General features: G+C 62.6%; 22 protein-coding genes and 2 pseudogenes. 19 read left to right on the top strand and 5 right to left on the bottom strand.

The features are described from left to right. Nucleotides 1–8: 8 nt before the first annotated feature. Entirely contained in the window at nt 9–1409 is a 1401-nt protein-coding gene (locus ACMGFG_RS22070; protein ID WP_436932449.1) for a transglutaminase-like domain-containing protein, read from the bottom strand. A gap of 136 nt (nt 1410–1545) precedes the next feature. Here ACMGFG_RS22070 and ACMGFG_RS22065 point away from each other — a divergent pair, with 136 nt between their 5' ends. The 18 genes from ACMGFG_RS22065 to ACMGFG_RS21980 all read left to right on the top strand — a co-directional run bounded on the left by ACMGFG_RS22065 (nt 1546) and on the right by ACMGFG_RS21980 (nt 17759). Beyond that, nucleotides 1546–2253, top strand: coding sequence for a GIY-YIG domain-containing protein (locus ACMGFG_RS22065; RefSeq protein WP_436932448.1), 708 nt, complete (start codon nt 1546–1548; stop codon nt 2251–2253). Between the two features lie 149 nt (nt 2254–2402). Then, nucleotides 2403–3038 (top strand): DUF6735 family protein, encoded by a 636-nt coding sequence (locus tag ACMGFG_RS22060; protein ID WP_436932447.1) that lies wholly within the window; start codon nt 2403–2405, stop codon nt 3036–3038. Nucleotides 3039–3170: 132 nt separating this feature from the next. Beyond that, entirely contained in the window at nt 3171–3404 is a 234-nt protein-coding gene (locus tag ACMGFG_RS22055) for an antitoxin VapB family protein (protein ID WP_436932446.1), read from the top strand. Continuing rightward, entirely contained in the window at nt 3401–3802 is a 402-nt protein-coding gene (locus ACMGFG_RS22050) for a type II toxin-antitoxin system VapC family toxin (RefSeq protein WP_436932445.1), read from the top strand. The genes ACMGFG_RS22055 and ACMGFG_RS22050 overlap by 4 nt, the downstream gene beginning before the upstream one ends. A gap of 198 nt (nt 3803–4000) precedes the next feature. Further along, nucleotides 4001–4636 carry a DUF6735 family protein gene (locus ACMGFG_RS22045; protein WP_436932444.1) on the top strand — a complete coding sequence of 212 codons (636 nt, stop codon included), beginning with the start codon at nt 4001–4003 and terminating at the stop codon, nt 4634–4636. 345 nt (nt 4637–4981) lie between these two features. Beyond that, on the top strand, nt 4982–5272 hold the full coding sequence (locus tag ACMGFG_RS22040; RefSeq protein ID WP_436932479.1) for a toxin-antitoxin system TumE family protein: 291 nt from the start codon (nt 4982–4984) through the stop codon (nt 5270–5272). After that, nucleotides 5256–5720: an HVO_A0114 family putative DNA-binding protein gene (locus ACMGFG_RS22035; RefSeq protein ID WP_436932443.1), complete on the top strand. Its 465-nt coding sequence runs from the start codon at nt 5256–5258 to the stop codon at nt 5718–5720. The genes ACMGFG_RS22040 and ACMGFG_RS22035 overlap by 17 nt, the downstream gene beginning before the upstream one ends. Before the next feature lie 407 nt (nt 5721–6127). Then, entirely contained in the window at nt 6128–7069 is a 942-nt protein-coding gene (locus tag ACMGFG_RS22030; protein ID WP_436932442.1) for a transcription initiation factor IIB, read from the top strand. Next, nucleotides 7066–7215, top strand: a complete 150-nt coding sequence (locus ACMGFG_RS22025; RefSeq protein WP_436932441.1) for a hypothetical protein — start codon at nt 7066–7068, stop codon at nt 7213–7215. The genes ACMGFG_RS22030 and ACMGFG_RS22025 overlap by 4 nt, the downstream gene beginning before the upstream one ends. 68 nt (nt 7216–7283) lie before the next feature. Next, nucleotides 7284–7739 carry an SWIM zinc finger family protein gene (locus tag ACMGFG_RS22020; protein WP_436932440.1) on the top strand — a complete coding sequence of 152 codons (456 nt, stop codon included), beginning with the start codon at nt 7284–7286 and terminating at the stop codon, nt 7737–7739. A gap of 607 nt (nt 7740–8346) precedes the next feature. Further along, nucleotides 8347–8778: a hypothetical protein gene (locus ACMGFG_RS22015; protein WP_436932439.1), complete on the top strand. Its 432-nt coding sequence runs from the start codon at nt 8347–8349 to the stop codon at nt 8776–8778. Next, nucleotides 8775–10508, top strand: a complete 1734-nt coding sequence (locus tag ACMGFG_RS22010; protein ID WP_436932438.1) for a DUF8186 domain-containing protein — start codon at nt 8775–8777, stop codon at nt 10506–10508. The genes ACMGFG_RS22015 and ACMGFG_RS22010 overlap by 4 nt, the downstream gene beginning before the upstream one ends. Further along, a complete protein-coding gene (locus ACMGFG_RS22005; protein ID WP_436932437.1) occupies nt 10505–11347 on the top strand; it encodes a twin-arginine translocation signal domain-containing protein in 843 nt (280 codons plus the stop codon). Before ACMGFG_RS22010 ends, ACMGFG_RS22005 begins: the two co-directional genes overlap by 4 nt. After that, nucleotides 11340–12878, top strand: a complete 1539-nt coding sequence (locus ACMGFG_RS22000) for a TrbL/VirB6 family protein (RefSeq protein WP_436932436.1) — start codon at nt 11340–11342, stop codon at nt 12876–12878. Before ACMGFG_RS22005 ends, ACMGFG_RS22000 begins: the two co-directional genes overlap by 8 nt. Before the next feature lie 2 nt (nt 12879–12880). Next, the gene (locus ACMGFG_RS21995; RefSeq protein ID WP_436932435.1) at nt 12881–13897 is read left to right on the top strand and encodes a TraC-like domain-containing protein; all 1017 of its coding nucleotides are present in this window, start codon (nt 12881–12883) and stop codon (nt 13895–13897) included. Further along, nucleotides 13894–15912 (top strand): VirB4 family type IV secretion system protein, encoded by a 2019-nt coding sequence (locus ACMGFG_RS21990; protein ID WP_436932434.1) that lies wholly within the window; start codon nt 13894–13896, stop codon nt 15910–15912. Before ACMGFG_RS21995 ends, ACMGFG_RS21990 begins: the two co-directional genes overlap by 4 nt. 102 nt (nt 15913–16014) lie before the next feature. After that, complete coding sequence (locus ACMGFG_RS21985) at nt 16015–17469, top strand: lamin tail domain-containing protein (RefSeq protein WP_436932433.1); 1455 nt, start codon at nt 16015–16017, stop codon at nt 17467–17469. Further along, nucleotides 17466–17759, top strand: coding sequence for a DUF3006 domain-containing protein (locus ACMGFG_RS21980; RefSeq protein WP_436932432.1), 294 nt, complete (start codon nt 17466–17468; stop codon nt 17757–17759). Before ACMGFG_RS21985 ends, ACMGFG_RS21980 begins: the two co-directional genes overlap by 4 nt. A gap of 47 nt (nt 17760–17806) precedes the next feature. On the opposite strand, the pseudogene ACMGFG_RS21975 reads toward ACMGFG_RS21980, so the two are convergent. Next, a pseudogene (locus tag ACMGFG_RS21975) lies at nt 17807–18004 on the bottom strand (hypothetical protein); the annotation flags it as partial. Nucleotides 18005–18660: 656 nt separating this feature from the next. On the opposite strand from ACMGFG_RS21975, the gene ACMGFG_RS21970 reads away from it, so the two are divergent. Continuing rightward, nucleotides 18661–19566 carry a hypothetical protein gene (locus tag ACMGFG_RS21970; RefSeq protein ID WP_436932431.1) on the top strand — a complete coding sequence of 302 codons (906 nt, stop codon included), beginning with the start codon at nt 18661–18663 and terminating at the stop codon, nt 19564–19566. A 23-nt stretch (nt 19567–19589) separates the two neighbouring features. Here the strand turns inward: ACMGFG_RS21970 and ACMGFG_RS21965 are convergent, their stop codons facing one another. The 3 genes and pseudogenes from ACMGFG_RS21965 to ACMGFG_RS21955 form a co-directional block, all read right to left on the bottom strand. Beyond that, the gene (locus ACMGFG_RS21965) at nt 19590–20357 is read right to left on the bottom strand and encodes a CBS domain-containing protein (RefSeq protein WP_436932430.1); all 768 of its coding nucleotides are present in this window, start codon (nt 20355–20357) and stop codon (nt 19590–19592) included. Nucleotides 20358–20708: 351 nt separating this feature from the next. Beyond that, a complete protein-coding gene (locus tag ACMGFG_RS21960; RefSeq protein ID WP_436932429.1) occupies nt 20709–20885 on the bottom strand; it encodes a hypothetical protein in 177 nt (58 codons plus the stop codon). 124 nt (nt 20886–21009) lie between these two features. After that, a pseudogene (locus ACMGFG_RS21955) lies at nt 21010–21105 on the bottom strand (IS5/IS1182 family transposase); the annotation flags it as partial.

The raw sequence follows: 21105 nt of genomic DNA, 5'->3' as shown, positions 1-21105 counted from the left end.
GCAGGCCACTATGGCGACTTGAATTCGGTTTTGTCCATGTCGTTGAGTGTCCCGTCTAACAGCGCGCCAACGCGGACTCGAAGCGGTGCATCAACGGGTGGTTGCAGCGTCAGCGTCTTCTTGATACCCTTCTGCTCGGGAATCTTGGGCAATGTAGTCCGGTCCTGAGCAACGACGCCTTTCCCCTGCTGTTCGATATCGACCTGCACAGCGGCCTTCGTCGCCGGGGCATCGCCCCAGTTCGAGACGGTCACGTCGAAATTGATCCCCTGGGCGGGCATCGCGTAGGACTCCCACTCCAGCGCGAGTGACGGCGACGTGTCCACCTCCTCGATCTCCGCGTTCGCTCCCTGTTCTTTCACATCCTGGGGGACCTCTCCAACGGTCCAGCCGGACCCGGTCGTTTCGACGTAGTAGTATCGCTGCCCCTCGTGTTCGTAGTAGGACCCGGAGATGTCGTCTTCACCGGCCACGCCGACGGCCATGTGACTGGCATCCGGAAGCAAGAGCAGGACCACCCCATAGCCCATCGCCTGCAGGACGGCAGCCAGCAGGATCGCGGTGTCCTCACAGTCGCCACCGCGGTCGACGAGCGTTTCGAACGGATATTTCGGGTACTCGTTGTAGCCCGTCGCCGGCTTGTCCTGTGTGTACTCCATTCCCTGGACCCACGCGATCGCATGGTCGACCGTCTCCCGCGTCGAGAGGTCGTTGCGGTCGCCGAATTGCTCGATCGTGTCGGCGAGCCCAGCGATCGACTCGTCGTCGAAGTCGTCGGAGACGTACGCCCCGTAGTCGCCGATCCGCGGCCGCGTCTTGTAGTAGCGGTACTGTGCCTTCGGGATCGAGAGCGTAAACTCCGTCTGCAGCCCGTGGGCCTGTTGCGTAAAGGTCCGCTCGTGGACGCCATCGACAGATGGATCCGGAAGCGTGCTCCCCGACAACCCATCGAGGTGGTCCGCCTCCGGCAACGGGGTCGCGCTCGTCCCGACGATGTGGTCCGAGACCTTCCGTGTCGTCCCGGCAATATCGGCGTGGAGCATCGTGCCGCCCTTGAGCAGGCCAACGTCGGTATCCTCGCCCGCGATGGTGTGCCGACCGTTGTTGGTGAGTGTCACAAGCGGCGTTCTGGGGTCCTCGTCATCCGTATCGATCTTGATGACTTTGATCCCCGGCGCGCCGTCGAGCGTTACGTCCAGCGTGACCCGGAGCTGCGACCGTGCGACCCGTGTCTCAGACCACGTGAGCGACGGCTGCGGTTTAGCCGTCGGCGTCGACTGGACGGGCTTTGCTGTGTCCTGCGGTGCTTGGTCCGGGGTCGGCTGTGGATCTGCCGTGTTCGAACAGCCTGCGAGAGAGAGGGGAACTGCAGCACCCGCAACCGAACGAAGTAGCGAACGGCGGTTCACGACCCGTCAATCATCCTGATGGTGCTTATAAGTTCGTTTTACTGATCACAAAGTCGCGGACAATGGGATCAGTCTCCGCTGTCCAGTTGCCGATCAGCCCGAGGTTCTATCCCGACCACCGACGAATGAGGGTGATATGACTCGCGACACTGATCTGGACCGCTTCTACGACCTTCTGGCCGACCTCAAAGCGGCCGTCGGCGGGATGCAGTATCTGCGCGACTGCGACGGCTACATGGACTGGCCAGAGCGCGGCGTCTACTTCTTTTTTAGTCCCGAGGAGACCCGCGCTGGCGGCCAGCGTCGACTCACCCGGATCGGGACCCACGCCGTCTCCAGCGGGAGCGGCACCTCGCTGTGGGACCGGCTGCGAACCCACCGCGGTATCAACAGCGGGACCTTCGCCGGTGGGGGTAACCATCGCGGGTCGGTCTTCCGCAAGCGCGTCGGCGAGGCGATGCGCGAACGCGACGGGCTCCAGGATGTCTACCCCGAGTGGGGCGAAGGTAGTAGCGCCGACCGCGAAATCCGACTCAAAGAGACGGGCCTCGAACGCCGCGTGACAGAGTACATCGGCGACCTGCCGTTCCTCTGGCTCGATGTCAACGACGAACCCGGCCCCGAGAGCGACCGGGCGTACATCGAGCGCAACGCGATCGCGCTGGTGAGCAACTATCGAACGGACCCGCTCGATCGCCGGGCGGGTGACTGGTTAGGGATGCACTCGCCGGCGCCCGCGATCCGTCGCGCCGGACTGTGGAACATCAACCACGTCGACGAACCCTACGACCCGGCGTTTCTCGATCTCTTCGAGGAACGCGTCGCAGAGACAGCGCCGTTGTAGCCTACCACTTAGCAGGCTCAGGACAGTGTCCTACTGACGAACCGGGACGGATCCAGAGCCAGTGCTGGGATTGTCGCTGGTCAGTCTCCGCGCGATCGGTTTGTCGCCCCCAGGAGGGGTGCGGGGGCACCAAGCCCTCGCGGAGTACAATGGCACATCGCGCACTCGTCGCCTACGAACGACCGGATAGCACGTACAACCTGCACTACTCGGAGATGGGCGGTCGGAATCTCCGGCTCAAACGGGCCATCACCCAGGAAACGCCGTTCGGGAGCGACCACCCGTCGGCGACGCTCCGGACGGTCCACGACCAACTGCTCGAAAGGGATTCGCATGGGGAAGCCAATCGCATCCTCGACCGACACGACTGCCCGTCACCACAGGTCGATATCGAACCGCGCGGGCTCGGCTGGACGCTCGACGAGATCATCACCGACCTGCTGGACTACAAGCTCTACGACGCGTGCTACGTCGTCGACGACGACTACCGGGTGACCGCCTACCGCACGCACTGGTTCGGACTGCAACACGACTGCGAGACGGTCGATGACTCGCCTACAGTCGGTCACGGTGCTCTCCGAACCGTCCGGTGGCACGAGGGCGAGCCGGCTGGCGACGGCTTCGCCCGCGGGGAGTTCCACGGGCTCAAAGCCACCGTCGCCGACATGCTCGACCGCGGTGTTTTCACGCACCTCGAAGCGATCGTATATATGGCCCGCAAACTCGACGAGTGGACCACCGAGTCGCAGGCGCTGCTCGTTCGACACCCGCAGATGAATCGATAGACCTGGCGGTTCTCAGCGGCTCCACTGTCACCACCGCTGTTGGCTTCCCTGCTCGGACAACCGATTGTCTGGCGCCCTCTCACCGGGACAGTTCACCGAAAGGCATAGACAGTACATGACGTACATGCATACATGGGGACGACGACAATCTCGCTCAGGGACGAGGCGTACGAACGGCTCAAGGACGCCAAGCAGGAGGGCGAGAGCTTCAGCGATGTCGTCCTGCGGCTGACCGACTCGCCGGATACCGAAGCACAGATCGCCGACCTCGCGGGCGGCCTGGGGACCGAATTCGCCGAGGCCGTCGAGGACTCCTCGACCGACGTGAGCGAGTCACTCGATATGGAGTCGAGCAGCTACGAATGAGACTGCTGGATACGAACGTCCTCGCCAAGTGGGGTGACCCAGCGGCGAGCGACGAAGTCGTCCCGTATCTGCAGGCCCACGCGGACGAGCAGTTCGTCACCTCGTCGTTCGTCTACTTCGAGTTCTGTCGGCCCGCGACGCGGCGGGACAACGCCGAGGAAGTCCACGCGTGGCTCGGCCGAGTACTGGATGGCGTCGAACCGTTCACGCAGAGCGCCGGGGTGGCGGCCGCGAACGTCGAGGCGAAACTCCAGACCCAGGACGTATCGCTCCCGATGCGAGACCTTCTGATCGCGTCCCATGCCAGCGACCTCGGGGCGACGTTCGTCACCGTCGACAAGAGTGACTTCGCGGCCGAGCCGGTCCAGCAGTTGCTGGACGTGGATCTCGTCCGGTAGACCGCTGACCAACAGGAGAGCTGCTGGCTGGCGGACGCGGTTCAGGGTACGGTGCCCGGACCGGACTGACCGAAAGGGGATCCCTGCGTAGCTGGCGAACCGATCAATTCGTTCATTCGAACTCCGGTGTGCAACGGCACGGTTCGTTTGTCGCCCCCTGGGAGGGGTGCGGGGGAACCAGACCCCCGCGGAGTACCAATGGGACATCGCGCACTCGTCGCCTACGAACGACCGGATAGCACGTACAACCTGCATTACTCGCACTGGGGCGCCCAGGACCTCCGACTCAAACCAGCTATTACCGAGGGGACGCCCTTCGGTGGCGACGACCCCGAGGAGACACTCCGAACCGTCCACCGACGACTCCGCGTAGCCACGACCGACCGCGGCGTCGACCGCGTCCTCGACGCCCACGACATCCCGCCCCGACAGGTCGACATCGACCCATGGGCGGTCGGTATCACCATCGACGAGCTCATCGACGACCACCTCGACTTCCTCCACCACGAGGCCTGCTACGTCGTCGACACCGACTACCAGGTCACGGCCTACCGCACCCACTGGTTCGGGCTGCAGTACGACTGCGAGACGGTCGAGGACGCACCCACGGTCGGCAACGGCGCACTCAGAACCGTCCGGTGGTACGAGGGCGAGCCCGTCGGCGACGGCTTCGCCCAAGGGGAGTTCCGCGGGCTCAAGGACACGGTCGGCGACATGCTCGACCGCGGCGTGTTCACCTGGGCGGAAGCCATCGAGTACATGGCCCAGAAACTCGACGCCTGGATCGACGACACCGAGGAGCTGATCGTCCGTAAGCCGCGGCTCGTCCAGTAACGGCCACGATACACTCGAAGGCCGGTGTGTCGCGACGGTCGGGTTTGTCGCCCCCTGGGAGGGGTGCGGGGGCCACCAGACAGGCCTCGCGCTGACTTCCGATGGCGACGACAGATCCCTCCGAACGTGGCTTCGACGAACAGCACGGTCGAACGATCCCAGCCGACGATACCCCGAAAGGCGACAGGCGACTCAGAATCGGTGGCGGTGAGACGCGCTGTACCGACTGTCTCTTCGTCGTCGATGCCTGCTGCGTCTCCGACGGGGCCCGGCATCTAATTGGGCGAACGCTTAACATTGTTGGGGCCGTACCCCAACACTACGGAGACGACGCCAGCGACGGAGCTGTACCGGGACTACGGTGAGAAGCCGGACGGCAGCGAGTACGAGCTGGTCGCGTGGCAAGTCCCGGTCAGCGAGGAGTTCCCGGAGGGGCTCAAATACAGCTTTCAGTACACCAGTGCTACGGGCGAGACGCTCCTCCGGTTCGACAACGCGCCACACCACCCGGATATCGGTCGACATCATCGGCACCCGCCCGATGGGGACATCGAGCCCCTGGAGTTCACGAGCCTCTCGGACCTGATCGACGACTTCCGGAACGAGGTGGATGACATCTATGAGCAACGAAACTGACACCGAACCCACACACGAGGAGTTCACGCCCGACGCGGACGACATCGAGTACCCGTCGACGCTTCGGATCACGTCGCTTCCGTCGGACCAGGCACAGGCAGCGGCTGTCGAGCGCGCCGAACGCTGGGAGCAAGGAGAGGCAGTGCCCCACGTCGTGAACTTCGAAGACCGCTCCCGGCTTCGCGAGCTGCTCACCGACCGGCGGATGGAGCTCCTCGAAGCGGTGATGGAACAGCCACCAGAGAGTATCCGTGATCTCGCCAGCCGTCTCACCCGCGATGTACACGATGTCCACGACGACCTCCATCTGCTGGCCGAGTACGAGATTATCCACTTCGAGGAGAACGGACGCGCGAAGCGGCCCTACGTTCCCTACGACACCGTCCGGATCGAAGTCGAGTTCGGACTGCCGCGCGGTGACGGCTCGGAGTCGACTGCTTCAGGATAGGCCCAGGGATTCCCGCACGCGCTCCGAATCGAGCTGACAGGATATCGTCGGGGAGGTTCGTTCGGTTCTGGCCCCGCTCGAAGAACCACAGCTTGTCCGGATGTATACACACCGCCATCGCGAGGAAGGGTGGACAGTCCGGACGGGACTGGACGACTTCGGTCTCGCCCGGGGTACGACCGGCAGCGGCGTCAACCGGGTGACGGACGGAGCATCATCGAGGGTGGCAGCGACGATGGGGCATCCTTGGTCACCGGTGTGACGACACGCCGCAGTAACCGTCTACAGCCCGGAGAGTGCGTCGTCGGCGCCTGATTCACTCGAAGGCCGGTGTGCCGCGACGGTCGGGTTTGTCGCCCCCTGGGAGGGGTGCGGGGGCCACCAGACAGGCCTCGCGCTGACTTCCGATGGCGACGACAGAACCCTACGAACGTGGCTTCGACGAACAGCACGGCCGAACGATCCCTGCCGACGACTGTCCCGAGTGCGACGGGCACCTCCGAACGGACGGGGGCGAGACCCGCTGCAGCGAGTGCGGCCTCGTCGTCGACGCCTGCCGGGTCGACCGACGCGGCCCGCGCACCTTCGACGAGGACGACACCGACCGGCGCCGGACGGGCGCGCCGCTGACCGAAGCGCGCCACGATCGGGGCCTCTCGACGAAGATCGGCCACACGACCGACGGCAAGGGCAACCAACTCCCCGACCGGAAACAGCGCCAGCTGGGCCGGTTGCGCCGCGAGCACACCCGCGCGAAGTGGCGGTCGAAGGCCGAACGCAACCTCGCCCACGGCTGTACGGAGATCGCACGGCTGGTCGGCGCGCTCGGCCTCGACCACGACGACCGCGAGCAAGCGAGCTCGCTGTTCCGCAGCGCCCAGCAGGCGGATCTGCTGCGCGGGCGCTCCATCGAGGCGTTCGCCGCGGCCGCGGTGTACGCGGTCTGTCGGTGTACCGAGGTCACCCGGACGCTCGGCGAGGTCGCGGCGGTCGCGCAGGTCGACCGCGAGCGGGTCACCAACGCCTACGACGTGCTCAACGACGAACTGGGCCTGCCGGCCCCACCGCAGCGGCCGCGGGCGTTCATCCCGGCGCTGGCGTCGGCGATGGACGTACCTGCCCGGACGGAATCCCACGCCCGCGCACTCGCGGAACGGGCGTGGGCGGCCGGCGAAAGTATCGGTCCCCATCCCGCGGGGTTCGCAGCCGGGTGTCTCGCCGTCGCCTGCCGCGACCACGGCGTCGACATCGTCCAGCAGGACCTGGCCAGCGAGGCCGACGTGGCGCCGGTGACGGTCCGCACCCACCGCGACACGGTCGAAGCCGACCGCGCCGACTGGCCGCGATGATACGGGCCTGGCTCCGCGCCCGCCTGCTGGCCGACCGGCCCGAGCGGGTCCACGAGTGTCGCCGCTGTGGCGCCACCGTCGACGCCGGGTGCGAGCGCTGTCCGACCTGCGGCCATCAGGGCATCGCGACCTACGAGGTCGGGTAGCGCTGCCCGCGTCGTGTTTGTCGGCGCCCTGGAGGGGCGGGGCGCTCACCAACGGGCGCTCCGATAGCATGCACCCGCTCGAACGACTGGAGTTTTCGACCCGCGTCGCAAAGCGCGCCCAGTACGAAGCCTTCGAGTTTTCGCTCGTCGACGGTGGCATCCGCGTTCGCAACGGCAGCCACCCCGACCCCAGCGACCACGAGTATCGCGTCCGCGTCGACGAGGGCGTCCCGGCCACGTGTGAGTGCCCGGCTGACGAGCAGTACGAGGGCGCCTGCAAACACCGCGTCGCCGTCGCGATCCGACGGCCGCTCCTCGACGCCGTAACATCTGACTCGCGATCAGTCGCCGCGGACGGCGGCCGCGTCGGCGCTTCGGGACCACACTCCGACGGGCCAACCGACGGGCAACCAGCAGGGGACGATGCCGTCTCTGATGCCACAGCAGCCCACTGCGCGGAGTGTCTCGATGAGTTCCCGTGCTGGGACTGTGTCCGTACTGGCCGGAAGGAGTTGCCCGACTGAACTCAGAGCGCCTGGTTCGCAGATCCGCTGCAGGAGGGGACACTCATTGTGTGCTTGGGGCCGGTCGGTGATCAGCCTCCCATCCCCGGTGGATTCAACTCCGTCACAGTATGTATCGGACCGGGTTCTGACTATAGTGTCACTGCAGAAACGGATGGATGCCTGGGAGCCCTGATGCCCAACGGGTGAGACGCATGGTTAGGAGGGCAGGTCCGGGCCTCTGACATCCGAAGTGGTGGTGACGGTGTCCGCGTATGCGGACGACTCTCAGTGTGGTGGATTGTCACATAGCAGTTGTGACTGCGGAGGGACTCGCTGCGATCCTAAGTCGATGCAGCCCAGGTCGCTGTTGACGGACCAAACGGATCGCTAGGGCAATTTGTGTGACCGTTTTGCGGGAGATTCGAGACGGGACTCCCGCTGTTGGGGGTTCCTCGTTCGCTGCCCATACTTTCAACCCACATTCACATATCGCAATTACCACGTCGATAAATGACTGTGAGAAACAAGTTATTTATGACAAGACGGGCGAACTATGCAATGACAATCGCCCGCCACCGCCTGTCCGGGGGGAGAGGCGGACCCGGTCCGTGGCGATGCTCGAACAATGTTCGACACTAGCGAGGCTGGCAGACAGGGGGAATCGAACGACACGAACACTCGGACGCGTTGGGGGCGCGTCGCGACGCTCGCGCTCGTCGCCGGGTCGCTGGTCCTGTTCGCGATCGAGCCGGCGAGCGCGCAGACGACGGCCAGCGGGTCCGGCGTCGGGAGTAGCTTCTGCGAGACGAATCTCGCGGACACGATCCGGAACCTCTTCACGCTCATCCAGTTCGGCGGCCCGCTGGTCGGCGGCCTCGTCGCGCTGGGGGCGACGATCGCGATCCCGCTGTTCCGGCGCGCGGACACGAAGAAGGAACTCAAATCGATGCGCATCCAGGCGGTCGTCTGGGGGGTCCTCGTCGCGCCGCTGGGGACGACGATCCTGCAGTTCCTGCTCACGTCCGTCGTGGCGGGTGGGGCGAGTTGCAGTCTTTGACCCGCTCGCTGGGCGTGGGAACGACGCTGGCCGCCCTCCTCGCCCTGAGCGCCGTCGTCGCGACCCAGTCGGTCGCCCGGCCGACCGACAGCGTCGTCGCACCCAACATTACCGCCCACCACGACACCGACCCCGCCCTGTGGTCGCGGGACCGCGATACGGTCTCCCGGGCGACGCTACGCAACCACAGCGGGTCGGCCACCCGGTCGCTCGCGGCGACGACCGACATCCCGTTCAACCGCCCACCCGAGGCCGTCGCGGAGTGGAACCGCGAGCAGCTCCCGACGGTCCCGGCCACCGGGCCGGGGACAGCGATGTATCCGGCCGCCGCGACGCCGACGGACGGGACCGTCGTTCGCGACGCGTACGTCGAGATTTTCACCGTGCAGCCGTCGACACGCGTCCGGCTCACGCCCGACCGGCAGCCGCTGTACGTCGCCAAGCAGGGGCAGGTGTTCGCCACCGTCGACTACCGAGTGCCGGTGCCCGACGACTTGGACACTCGGTGGGAGACGATCACCTGGGCGCGGACCAACCACACCATCGCCAACACTACGCTCCGCGTCGACGGCGAACGCGAAGCCAAGACCGGTGGGGCCCACGCCCAGCGGCTGGCCTACGACCTCCGGGACGACCGCGGAGCGACCAACACGCTGCAACTCCAGGCGAACATCTCGGCGTCGCTGACGCGGACCCGTCGGTGGTGTGCGAACCGGACGGTCGTGAATCGCACCGGGGACGGTGATTACAAAATAACCTGCGTCGCCTGGGAGACGAACACGACGACCGTCGAGGAGACGGTGACCGTCACCGACGCGGTCGACGTGAGAGCGCATGCGCTGCTGGCCGGCGGCGCTTACGCCCGGTATCCCGACGGCGACCTGGGCCTGATGATCGTCAAGACGGGGCCCTGGCTTGGCTATCGGCTGCCCGAAGGCCGCGTCAGCGGCGTCTGGCGCTTCTATTCGGCTCGCGACCCCGGCTGGGACACGATGGTGACAGCGACGGCCGAGGGACGGAACACGTCCCACTCGCCGGTCCATCCGTTGCAGATCTCGGCCTACCCGATCAAGACGGGGCCGACCGTCGCGCCGGCCGACACCGTCTCGCTGCTCGATGTCAGGGGCCGCCAACGGCGTCCGCCGACACTTCCGTCCACGGTCCACCTGGATGTCCTCGAACAGCCGTACACGGCGAGCTACCGGCTGGCGACCCGCTTCGAGACGCCGAACGCGACGATGGACGACGTGCGGATCTCCGGATTGGTTCGAGGCACTCAGTGGGATCTGGACCCGCAGTATTTCACCGAAATCACGATCCACCGCAGTAACCTGACGCTGACGGTCCTGAACACGACCGCGCGGACGGCGACCGTTCGCGTGACGCTCCGTGACGCCGAAACAGGGACGCCGATCCGGACCACGGACACCGAGGGCTACGTCCGCGTCGCCGGCAACCGCGTCGAGACCGGCGCCGACGGCACCGTCACGACGACCATCGACCGGCCAGCCGGTGCGATCACGGCTCGCTTCGAGCCATGGGACTGGTGGCTGCGGCCGACCAGCTACGTCGCCGACACCGACTCCACGAGCGTCGAGGGGACGGCACTCATCCTCGTGCGCTACCTGTATCGGGCGGGCGTCCCGGTCGGGCTGTTCCTGCTGGCCGTGTTCCTCATCGACCGGATCACAGGGATGCCGATCTGGCCACCATGGAGGGGATTGCAATGACCGAAAAGCGTTCGCGACGGCAGCTGTTGAAGGGTGGCATCGCAGTGGCAACCGCGGGTGTCGCTGGCTGTTCGAGTCTCGGCCCTGTCGGAAACGTCGCCAGCACAGCCACGATCCAGGAGACCTCCATTTCGGGGTCCGCGCTCGCGGTCGAGTTCAAAGAGGACCACGACGTAACGAAGCTCAACCTCATTGGGCCGTCCGGGAGTCTCTTCAGGTCAACCGAAGTCGCCACAGGGGCGACGAGCGCAGAGCTCGGCCTCTTCGATTACAGGCGCGGCTGGCACTATACGCCCGGTGAGCATTCGCTCGTCGCAATTTCTGACGACGAAGAAGTCGCCTCCAAGACGTTTCCACTGGAACCTCAACTCGAAATCACCGAGGTACAGCCGTACTCGGGTGGACGGCCGACGCCGTCCAATCGAGCAAATCTCCTCGTTACAGTCGAGAATACAGGCACCGGCCCAACGTGGGTCTACTACGTTGGGTATGAGGATGCGTTAGATCGGGATGCAAATCATATCCCCACGAATGATTACGCGAAGACAGTCCCACTCCAGAATTTAGAAAAACCAGAGTCCAAAGAAGATGTACTCTTGGAACCAGGAGTCTCTTCGGAACTACTGGGCACTGATTCACCGTTCCTTCTTGCCAACGAGGATCATTGTGATAGCTATACAGTAGAGCTCTCAGTCCTTGTTCTATCGGGAATTGGGACAAATGCTAGGGAGCGATTGAGAGCAACTCTTACTGGTGAACAGATTAGCGCCAACTTCGCGAGTACCTGCAGCGAAATCTCAGTAAAACCCTTGAAGAAGCCGTCGGAGAACAATGAATAAGAGCTCAAAGTGGGTCAACGGGATTTTCCTCTGTATAGCATCTCAGTCTCTGATTGGTACTACTCAGGCACAAAGTGGGAATAACGGTGGTGGGGGTGCTCTCGGCGACACGATCGTCTGGGCGATCAAAGAGGCTCTGAGGGTTCTATTCAACCCATTTAGAAACCTCATCGAAACGTATGGAAATGACGTGATTTCAATTATTGTAGGGACACCACATCCAAATTCGATTTTTGACACACCGTCGAATAGTTCCTGGCCGGATCTCTATGCCTTCTACTGGGATCAAATCATCCCACTTTCGCTATTGCTATGGACACTTTCTATTGGTATTGTTATATTTTTAGAGTCGACAAGTTATCTCTTTAGTGGCTATCATAAATCTAAGCTCAAGAGGCGATCATTCGCCGGATTATTGGGAATATTGTCTTGGTGGTGGTTGGATGCCCTTGCACGCCAGTTCATAAACGAACTAGCAATATTTGTTGCACCGGACCTTTCACAGATCTCCCTATTCAAAACGATTTCATTTGGTTCAGTCGGTGCTCTAACGACGGCGATAGTACTTTCTGTTGACTTCTTTCTCCTATGTCTGGTAATTGCTATCTATTTCATTCGAATCGTCGTACTGTACCTATTCACCCTGCTGATGCCGATTCTAATCGCGCTTTGGATCCCTGGAGTCGGTCCATTCTCTCTCGTCTCAAAGTTCATGAAACGGCTGTCTGGATTCTACGTCCCATTTCTATTCATGCCGGTCCCAGTCGCATTCCTATTCCAACTAGCTCAAATCCTTGGACAGAATTTTGGATTTTCTACACAAGGACTGACGACTTGGCTTGCCGGCCTTGTCATCCCAATCGTCGCCATCGCTTCGCCGTTCGTCCTGTTCTGGCAGGCCGGGTCAATCTTCTTCATGGCGCAGAGTGCGTCCCGCCATGCATCGTCGCGTCGTGCCCGAGCGCGGTTCAGCCGGACACGAGAGCTTGGCCAGTCTGCAGTCCACAGCGGTCGGAATTTCGTCCGGGGGACCCGTGGACAGGCGGCGGTCAAGCCCGACGGGCAGGCCGTGTTCGACTCCGGGGCCTCCCGTGTCCACGCCGCGGGCTCACGACTCAACGACACTGGATCGCGACTCCGGGGGATGTTCCAGAATTCCGAACGGGGAGGTGCCCAGATTGGGAACGAGAACACGGGTAGACCGACGCGATCGATGAGTGGTGATTTGACTCTTGATGACACCGGCTCCAGAGACACGAGTGACAGGGTGCAGCGGACCGACGAGTTCGACGCAGGTCCGGAACGGGTTCGTGAGGACGACCGTTCGACCGGCGATTTTGACGCACGCCCGGAACGGGTTCGTGAGGAAGACCGTTCGACCGGTGATTTTGACGCACGTCCGGAACGGGTTCGCGAGGAAGACCGTTCGACCGGTGATTTTGACGCACGTCCGGAACGGGTTCGCGAGGAAGACCGTTCGACCGACGGCGAACAGCGCAGTGGAACCGACGAAGAGTCACGCTATAATTGACGATGGAAGATCGCAACCCCGCAAGACGCATCCCGAAATCGCTCGGCACCGGCACGAAACTACTGGGCAGCTACACGCTGACCGACCTCGCTGTGGCGTTGTGCCCGGGCGTCGTAGTCGTCCTCCTCTTCCAGCTGGTGATCCCCGCGGACGTGGCCATCCGCGGGTATCGGGTGGACGCGCTAACCGTCCCGCTGGCAGGCGTGCTGATCGCGGCCGGGGCAGTGTTCGTCTACCTGACGCCGGCGTACACCACCAGCGCCGACTGGGTCACCTCGATGTTCCGCTTTCACGCCCGGGCCGACGAGATCGACCACGAGGCGGCCAAAGCATACACCCACGTCGAACGCGTCTACCCCGACCGCGATGCGGTCGAGCGGACCGACGGGGCGATGGTCGGGCTCGTCCAGGTCATCCCGCCGACGATGGCGCTGGCGACGGACGAGGAGTGGGGCCGGAAGGCCGAGTCGTTCCAGGACTTCCTGAACACGACCGTCGAGTTCCCCATCCAGATCTACTCGACGACCCAACCGTTCCCCGTCGACGAGCATCTCGCCCGGTACGAAGCCCGCCTCGACGACCCCGATGTCGAGGCCAACCCTCAGCTCGAATCGCTCATCGAGCACTACGTCGAGTGGTACGAGCAGGAGCTCGCCGAGCGGCGGATGACCATCCGCGACCACTACGTCGTCGTCCCGGTGACGCCCGCGGAGGTCCAGTTCGACGAGGCGAGTCTCGCCGAGCAACTCGCCGGCCTCCCCGTGCTCGGCCTGTTCGTTCGCGAACTGTTTGCGCCCCGGGAAGCCGTCGAGCGGGCGGCACTGCTCGACGAACTCGACGACCGCCTCGACCGGGTCCGGGCGGGGCTGCGGAACATCGAGGGCTGTACAGCCCACCGGATCGACGCGACGGAGGCCAGCAAACTCATCGGCGAGTACTGGAGTGACGGATCCCAGACGTACGGGAATCTCGACCAGGTGCTGCGGACCCGTGGGATCGTCAGGGGGCCGGACCGATGATCGACGCGCTCCTGTCGGTGATCCCGACACGAGACGAGACGGCAACAGCGAATGACGATGCAGACGGCCGGGCGGAGTCCACAGACAGCGCCGAAGACAGACCCGAAGCCGACGTCCCAGACGAGGGGGCGCCCGATACGGATCGGGTCAGCGTCGACTACGACCCGGCGGAGAGTGACGCGTCCGATCCGGTCCCCGAGATCCCCGACATCCACCAGACCGTCGTCACGCCGTCGAGCATCGAGCCCGAACCCAGCGCCGTGCGCACCGGCGACCAGTGGGCCCGAACCCTGTGGGCCGGTGAGTTCCCCGACCGGCCGCGCGACGGGCTCTTCGAGACGCTGTATTCGACCGCAGCCACCCGCCGGACGGACATCAGTCTCCACATCGCGCCACGGGACACGAACGCGACGCTGGACACGCTCGAAAACACCATCGAGGACCTCGAAGCCGACCGGGAGTACCTCGAGGAGAAACGCAAGGCCGGCGCCCGCGGCGTCGCGAAGGACCTGCAGGACTACCAGGCGCTGTACGACGCCCTCCGGAACACGTCGATGACCGCGTTCGACGTGTCGATGTACCTCGCCGTGCAGGGCGACTCGAAAGACGACCTGCAGACCGACGGCGTCACGAACACGGCGCGGCAGTCCCCGACGAACCTGACGCCCGTCACGCCGCGGTGGACGCAGCTCGACGCGTTCGTCTCGGCCAGCCCGGTCGGCATCGACAAACTCGACGAGTCGCTGGACACGGCGACGCCGATGCTCGCCGGCGCCGTGGGGGCGATGTTCCCGTTCGTCGCCGGCGCCTTCGCCGAACCGGGGATCGAGTACGGCACCTACGCGCTCAACGAGAGCCCGCTCATCCTCGACCGGTTCGAGCGCGAGACGGGCTACTGTGCCATGGTCATCGGACAACTCGGTGCAGGCAAATCCTTCTCGACGAAACTCCAGCTGCTCCGGCGGGCGATGTACGACCAGGACACGGTCATCATCATGCTCGACCCGCTGGGCGGGTTCGCCGGCGTGAACGACACGCTCGGTGGTGAGCGGATCACCGTCGGCGGGACGCGCGGGCTCAACCCGCTCGAACTCCGGGCGACGCCCGACGAGGTGCTGCAGGACGTCCCGGATCTGGACCCGTGGGCCGAGCAACTGTCGTGGGTGCTCACCTTCTTCGAGACGTTTTTCGAGCACATCGCGTCGAACCCGCTGGGCGACCGCAAACAGACGTTGCGGCGAGCGGTCCAGGAGGCCTACGAGCGACAGGGGATCACTCGGGATCCGTCGACCCACGACAACGAATCGCCGACCGTTCGGGACGTGATCGGCGTCCTCGAAGACCTGCTGGACGCCCCGGGCGAGTTCGGCTACGCGACCGACGCCGAACAGGAGAAGGTCCGGAGCGACGCCCAATCACTGCTAACGGATCTCCGCCCGTCGTTTCGGGAAGGTGGCGACCTCGCCAACCTCGCCGAGCAAACGAGCTTCGACCTGGATTCGTCGGTGCTGTATCTCGACCTTCATCAGGAGGAGGGCGCCACGGGTCGCTCGGAGACGAGTCTGATGATGCAGGTGCTGTTCAACGCCGTCTACGAGCGCGCGAAGGGCACGGACAAGCGCGTCGTCTTCGCCATCGACGAGGCGCACTACCTGCTGAACGACGCCACCTCGCTGGAGTTTCTGGAGACGGCGGTCCGGCACAGTCGCCACTACGACCTCTCGCTGCAGTTCATCACGCAGACCGGCGGCGAGTTCGCGCTGACGCCCGAGGCAAAGACCATCGCCGATCTCTGTTCGCTCACGCTCATCCACCGCGTACAGGAGGAGACAGACAAACTCGCCGACTGGTTCGGGCTGAGCGAGCGCGAAGTGAACTGGATCCGGACGGCGAAGGCGGGCAACGACGAGGACGGCTTTTCCGAGGCGCTGCTGGGGATCGACGAGGAGGGGTGGTTCCCGCTCCGGGTGCGTGCGAGCGGGTTCGAAGCGGCACAGGTTGATGCCAGCGATTGAGCTCGTATCCGGTCGCTGACCGACACAGTCCGGTCGAGTTGTAAATATGTCATACGATACCAAAACACAAGACTGTTCCATGCGACGCACCTATCGAGCGGCGTGACTCGTCGTCGCTCGCTACTCGTGGGCTGGTTCGTCGTGCTCGTGGTTCTCTCGGGCTGTGTCGGACTAACCCAGTCCGATGCTGGCCCCCCAGATACCTCGGCACTCGAAACCAGCAGCGATCACCCAACCCCGACGCCAGCAGCGACCACGACCCAAACGGCGACGACACCGAACGGGACACTGGAAGTCCACTTCATCAACGTCGGCCAGTCGGTGAGTACGCTGGTCGTCGGGCCGACGAACGAGACGATGCTGATCGATTCCGGCGACTTCAGGACTGACGGGGAGCACGTCCTGCAATACCTCAAACAGCACAACATCAGCCGGATCGACCACTTCGTCGTCACCCACGCCGACGCGGACCACATCGGCGGCAACGCGGCCATCATCGACTATTACGAGACCGAGGCCGACGGCATCGGCGCGATCTACGACCCCGGGATCGCGGCGAGTACCCAGACCTACGAAGCGTACCTGGATGCCGTCGAACAGCACAACGTCACGCTCTACGAGACGCGTGCCGGGGATCCGTTGCCGTTCGAGGGCGTCTCGGTCGACGTACTCGGCCCCCCGGAACCGTATCTCGACAACCGCGACCGCAACGAGAACAGCATCGTGCTCACGCTCACCTACGGGGAGACCCGGTTCCTGTTCACCGGCGACGCCGAGGCCGACCAGGAGCAGTACCTCCTCGACACCTACGACGAAACACTTCGGGCGACGGTGCTGAAAGCGGGCCACCACGGCAGTCAGAGTAGCACCGGCCCGGCACTGCTCGACGCTGTCGGACCGAAGACGGTCGTCATCTCGAGCGCGTACGATTCACAGTACGGCCACCCGCACGAGGAAGTCCTCCAGCGCCTCGCCGACCGCTCCATCCCGGCCTACTGGACGGCCACCCACGGGAACATCGTCCTCGCCAGTGACGGCGAGCAGGTCACCGTCAAGACACAGCAGGCGGCGCCGACCGACCCGCTCTCGATCCGCGACGGAACGCCGATCGAACCGGGGGCGGCTGGATCCGTCGCGCCACGAGCGACGTTCAACGGCAGTATCGACCCGTCACAGGAATCCCCCACCGCAACTGACGGGGAGACCGAGACTGCAAGCGCCGACCCGGCGCTCGCCCTCGAAGCTGTGCACGCGGACGCTGCGGGCGACGACCAGGAGAACCTCAACGACGAGTACGTCGTCTTCCGGAACACCGGCGATGAGACGCTCAACCTGAGCGGGTGGACTGTCGCGGATGCCGCCGATCACACGTATACGGTTCCCGACGGCGTCACGCTCGCCCCGAACGCGACCGTGACGCTCCACACCGGGAGCGGGACCGATACCGACAGTGATCTCTACTGGGGCGCGGGCACACCGATCTGGAACAACGGCGGCGACACAGTCATCGTGACGACCAAGGACGGCGAGGAAGTTCTCAGGGAGACATACTCATGATCCCGGACGGCACCTACACGGCAGTTGTCGACCGCATCGAAGACTCACTGGCGACACTGGAAGTGGACGGCGGTGACGAGCTGTATGATCTCACCGTCGACGAGCACGAGCTTCCGGACCCAGCGCGCCACGCCGACGCGATCGTGGAGCTCGAGGTAGTCGACGAAACACTCGTTGGAGTGGCCTACGACGAACAAACCACTGCAGAGCGCAAAGAGCGGGCACAGGATCGATTCGATACACTGTCAAAGCGGCCACCACGCGACGACGACCCAGACGAGTCTCGCTAGGATCTGCTGGTTCGAATAGGGGTCCGACGGTCCAGCAAGCTTGATCGGATGAAAGTCACGTCCGGGTTGAGGTAGTTCGTCTCGGTCATCAGATCCGCCATCGTCACCTGTTTGTAGTCGTCCTGATGGTCCCGGGTGGTCAGCGAGACACCGGTCTCGTGGGGGAGCCACACCTCCCGCGAGCCTTCGTCGATACTCACCGGCCGGTCCCGGAAACTGACGAACGGCATGTGGGCGTTCCACATTCAGAAACTACTAGTAGGCAAGAAAACTGTGACAATCGGACGAAAGCAGCTCACTTCCGACACTACATTCTAAATATCTTATAGGAGTTTTGCGGTCTGCTGAATACAGAGCGCGAATTCAGCAGGAACTTTCCCGAAGTGAATCATCTTCGATTCGACTAAGGCATCGTACCGGTCCGCCGAATCTTCCGGCGTGATCTGGAACACGTACCGGTTGCACGTAGGTGTGTGGCGATGTTACCGTCCCGGTAGGATGACGGAGCGGGGTACGGGACGGAGGGGTATGTCGATCCGTACCTGCTGGGCAGCGGTGACGCGGGCGGTGACCGGTACGGCATCGGCGCCGTGGTCTACGCGGACGCGGACGAGGCCTACCGGGCGCTGCTGGACGGCGCCAGTCCGTACGCGTACACGGGGTCGACGGCGCGATATGGTGGTGGCGCGAGCCGAAGGGTCTTACACCGGTCAGTACGCTGACGACGGCCACAGGGCGGGCTACTGGCTGGATGATTTGGAATGGTAGGGCACTCTGAAGCGTTGGACTGGTGGTATACGTAGGTAGTAGAGACCAATCGCCGACGCTCATTCAAACCATCTCTCTTTTCTAAATCGAGTATCATGATGGAATTCAATAGAGCGGGGGATTGATCCTGACTATGGTGATTGACGAGAATACGGTTCGCTGGGACCTCGTGTCGCAAATCGATGAGGGTATCCGGTCCTGGAGTCCCGATGAACTTGAGGGAGAACGGGACAAGTTCTTCGAGACGATCTTGGAATGGCTTGAGCGGTGGGTTGACAGCCTGGATATTCAGTCGGTTGATTTAGAGACGCACGAGTGTGATGATCCTCGACGATACCTGATCACGATGGAGGGGGATCGAGGATACGTGGTCAATATACATGACCCGATGCAGGGCGGTGTCGGCAGTGCCGAAAGTGTCACCGGAGCCGACTACTCGGTTCAGTATCCTACTGGACCCGAGGAAGAGAGATTCCTGTTCGTCCAAGCGAAACGTGACAACTACCCGGTGAAGCCAAAGCAATACTTCGCGTTTGGCGGGCTGTACATGTTCCTTCAATATATCGTGAAAAGCAACTGGTGGCGGACACGTCTGAAGCAGGAAGGTGAGTACGTTACTAAGCGTGGAAAACCGCATCAGGAGCCATTCTTCATCAGTGTGTATTTCAACGACGATGATGAAGAGGTGTATATCCCGCTCAGTTCGATTCTGCGGACCTTTGGGAAGAGTACCTATGGAGTCAAGGACCAACTCTCGAAGAAGGACCGCTTGTGGGTGGCGAAGCATACCGGGCCGTTCGCCGAATTCTCAAATACGAAGCAACACTTGGCTCCTCTCAGCCGTTCATTTGACGACTTCGTCCGTGCTGCTGAACGGGGATCAATCGGAATGACGCACTTATCAACGGTCTCCGTGACCGAGCGGAAGATGGAGGGAGTACTGTATTTGGCAGAGGCGACGATGCGACCCAATGTCAACATCATAGAGATGGATCTTGGTGAGATTGGAACGTATGTAGACACCCTCACGCAGTTCTAATCGTAGATTTGATTGCCCGGATATTATATCGAGTTAGCGATGCCGGTGAAGTAGCTGTGGGCCATATCTAACTCGTCACGGTCGACCTCGTCAGCTTCGGCCCGGAAGTGGAGGAGGGCGTTGCGGATGTCCCGTGTGTCTTCGAGCAGGTCTTCCACCATTTCACGCTCCTGCGAGATGCGTCGCGGGAGTTGATCACGATTCTGCATCATAAACATCCTGTACTCGTCGAAGGAGAAATCCTCCAGTTTTTCTGGTGGTTCGTATCCGTCGTCGTGTTCCGCCCGGTCAGCAAACGTCTCTTCGATCCGCTGGTCCAGATCATCGAACGACTCGCGGAACAGGTGGCGGAGGGCATTCTCGATTTCGCCAATCTTCAGGAACGGCTGCACTTGGTGCTCAAGGAAATAGAACACATCGTACCGGGTCAGGATACCTTCCAGATTATCCCGATCACCGAGGAGGACGTAGTCATCTTCGGCAAGAGTTTCAAATAGCTCGAAGATATCGTGATCCAGATCAACAAATTCCGCGTTCGTGTTCAAAGCGATCTTGACCGTGGTTTCCTCCACCTGGGGATCGTCCATCGATTTCACGAATTTGGCGATCGACGTGTAGGTGACCGTCCCCTCAACTCGGTTGTCATTCATCACAGGTAGTTGGTCAAAATCGTTCTCCAGCATGATCTCCAGAGCGTCCTGGATTGAATCATCGAGATCGACCGTCACCGGTTCGTCTGGGGTTGACGCCGTGCTATGGCTGAGTACATCGTCCGCGGTGAAGAACTTCATAGATTGAGCAACGGCTCTGAGTTATTTGATAGTGGGGGATAGCATCCGGCAATTTAGCTGGAATTATTTATTCCTAGAGGCCGGTTACACCGGCTATGACCAAGTTCGTGCTGAGCGATGCCCACCTGTTCCAGACGTATCTCGATTGGACGATTCGGTGGCAGATTTCGAACGCGCCGTCAAGAACTGTGCAGACGAGGAGCCGGAGTCACCTCTAAGGAAGGTATCCAGACCTGCCTGGTGATGTGCAAATCGAAAGACATCAAGGAGCACTAAGAAGTGCGCGAGCAGATGGCGAACTCCGAGATTTACCGGCTGAAAGGGATGAACGAGATCAAGAACGAGGTGCAGTCAGCGGATATAGACGCGATTATCGGCTCTTGTTGATTCCCCAATACGATTATGCCCGTCGAGGTTGTCGAGCATATCCAGTACGGTCCCCTCGACCGATACCTCACTGTCATACTGGTCCAGGTTGTGCTCCGCGGCCGCTTCCATGTCGTCCTCGCTGTAGTTGATCCAGTGCATACAGGCGGGGAGACGACGGGGTTCCTAGTTAGTAGAGTGAATTTTCTGATAATAGATGGCGTTCTATCGGTAGAACGTCGCAGGATAGCAAATGAATCGATGGGCCCTGTTTAGACGCGTGATTTCACGGTGATGAGTGGCTAACGCTAAGTTCGATGTTTCTGACAGCGCATTTCAGGACGAGTTCGCGGAACTGACCGAACCAGGTTCGAGCACGAAC

Origin of the sequence: Halosimplex halobium (assembly GCF_051414055.1) — an archaeon.
Classification (GTDB): domain Archaea; phylum Halobacteriota; class Halobacteria; order Halobacteriales; family Haloarculaceae; genus Halosimplex; species Halosimplex halobium.
This window is presented reverse-complemented; position numbering and strand designations above follow the sequence as displayed.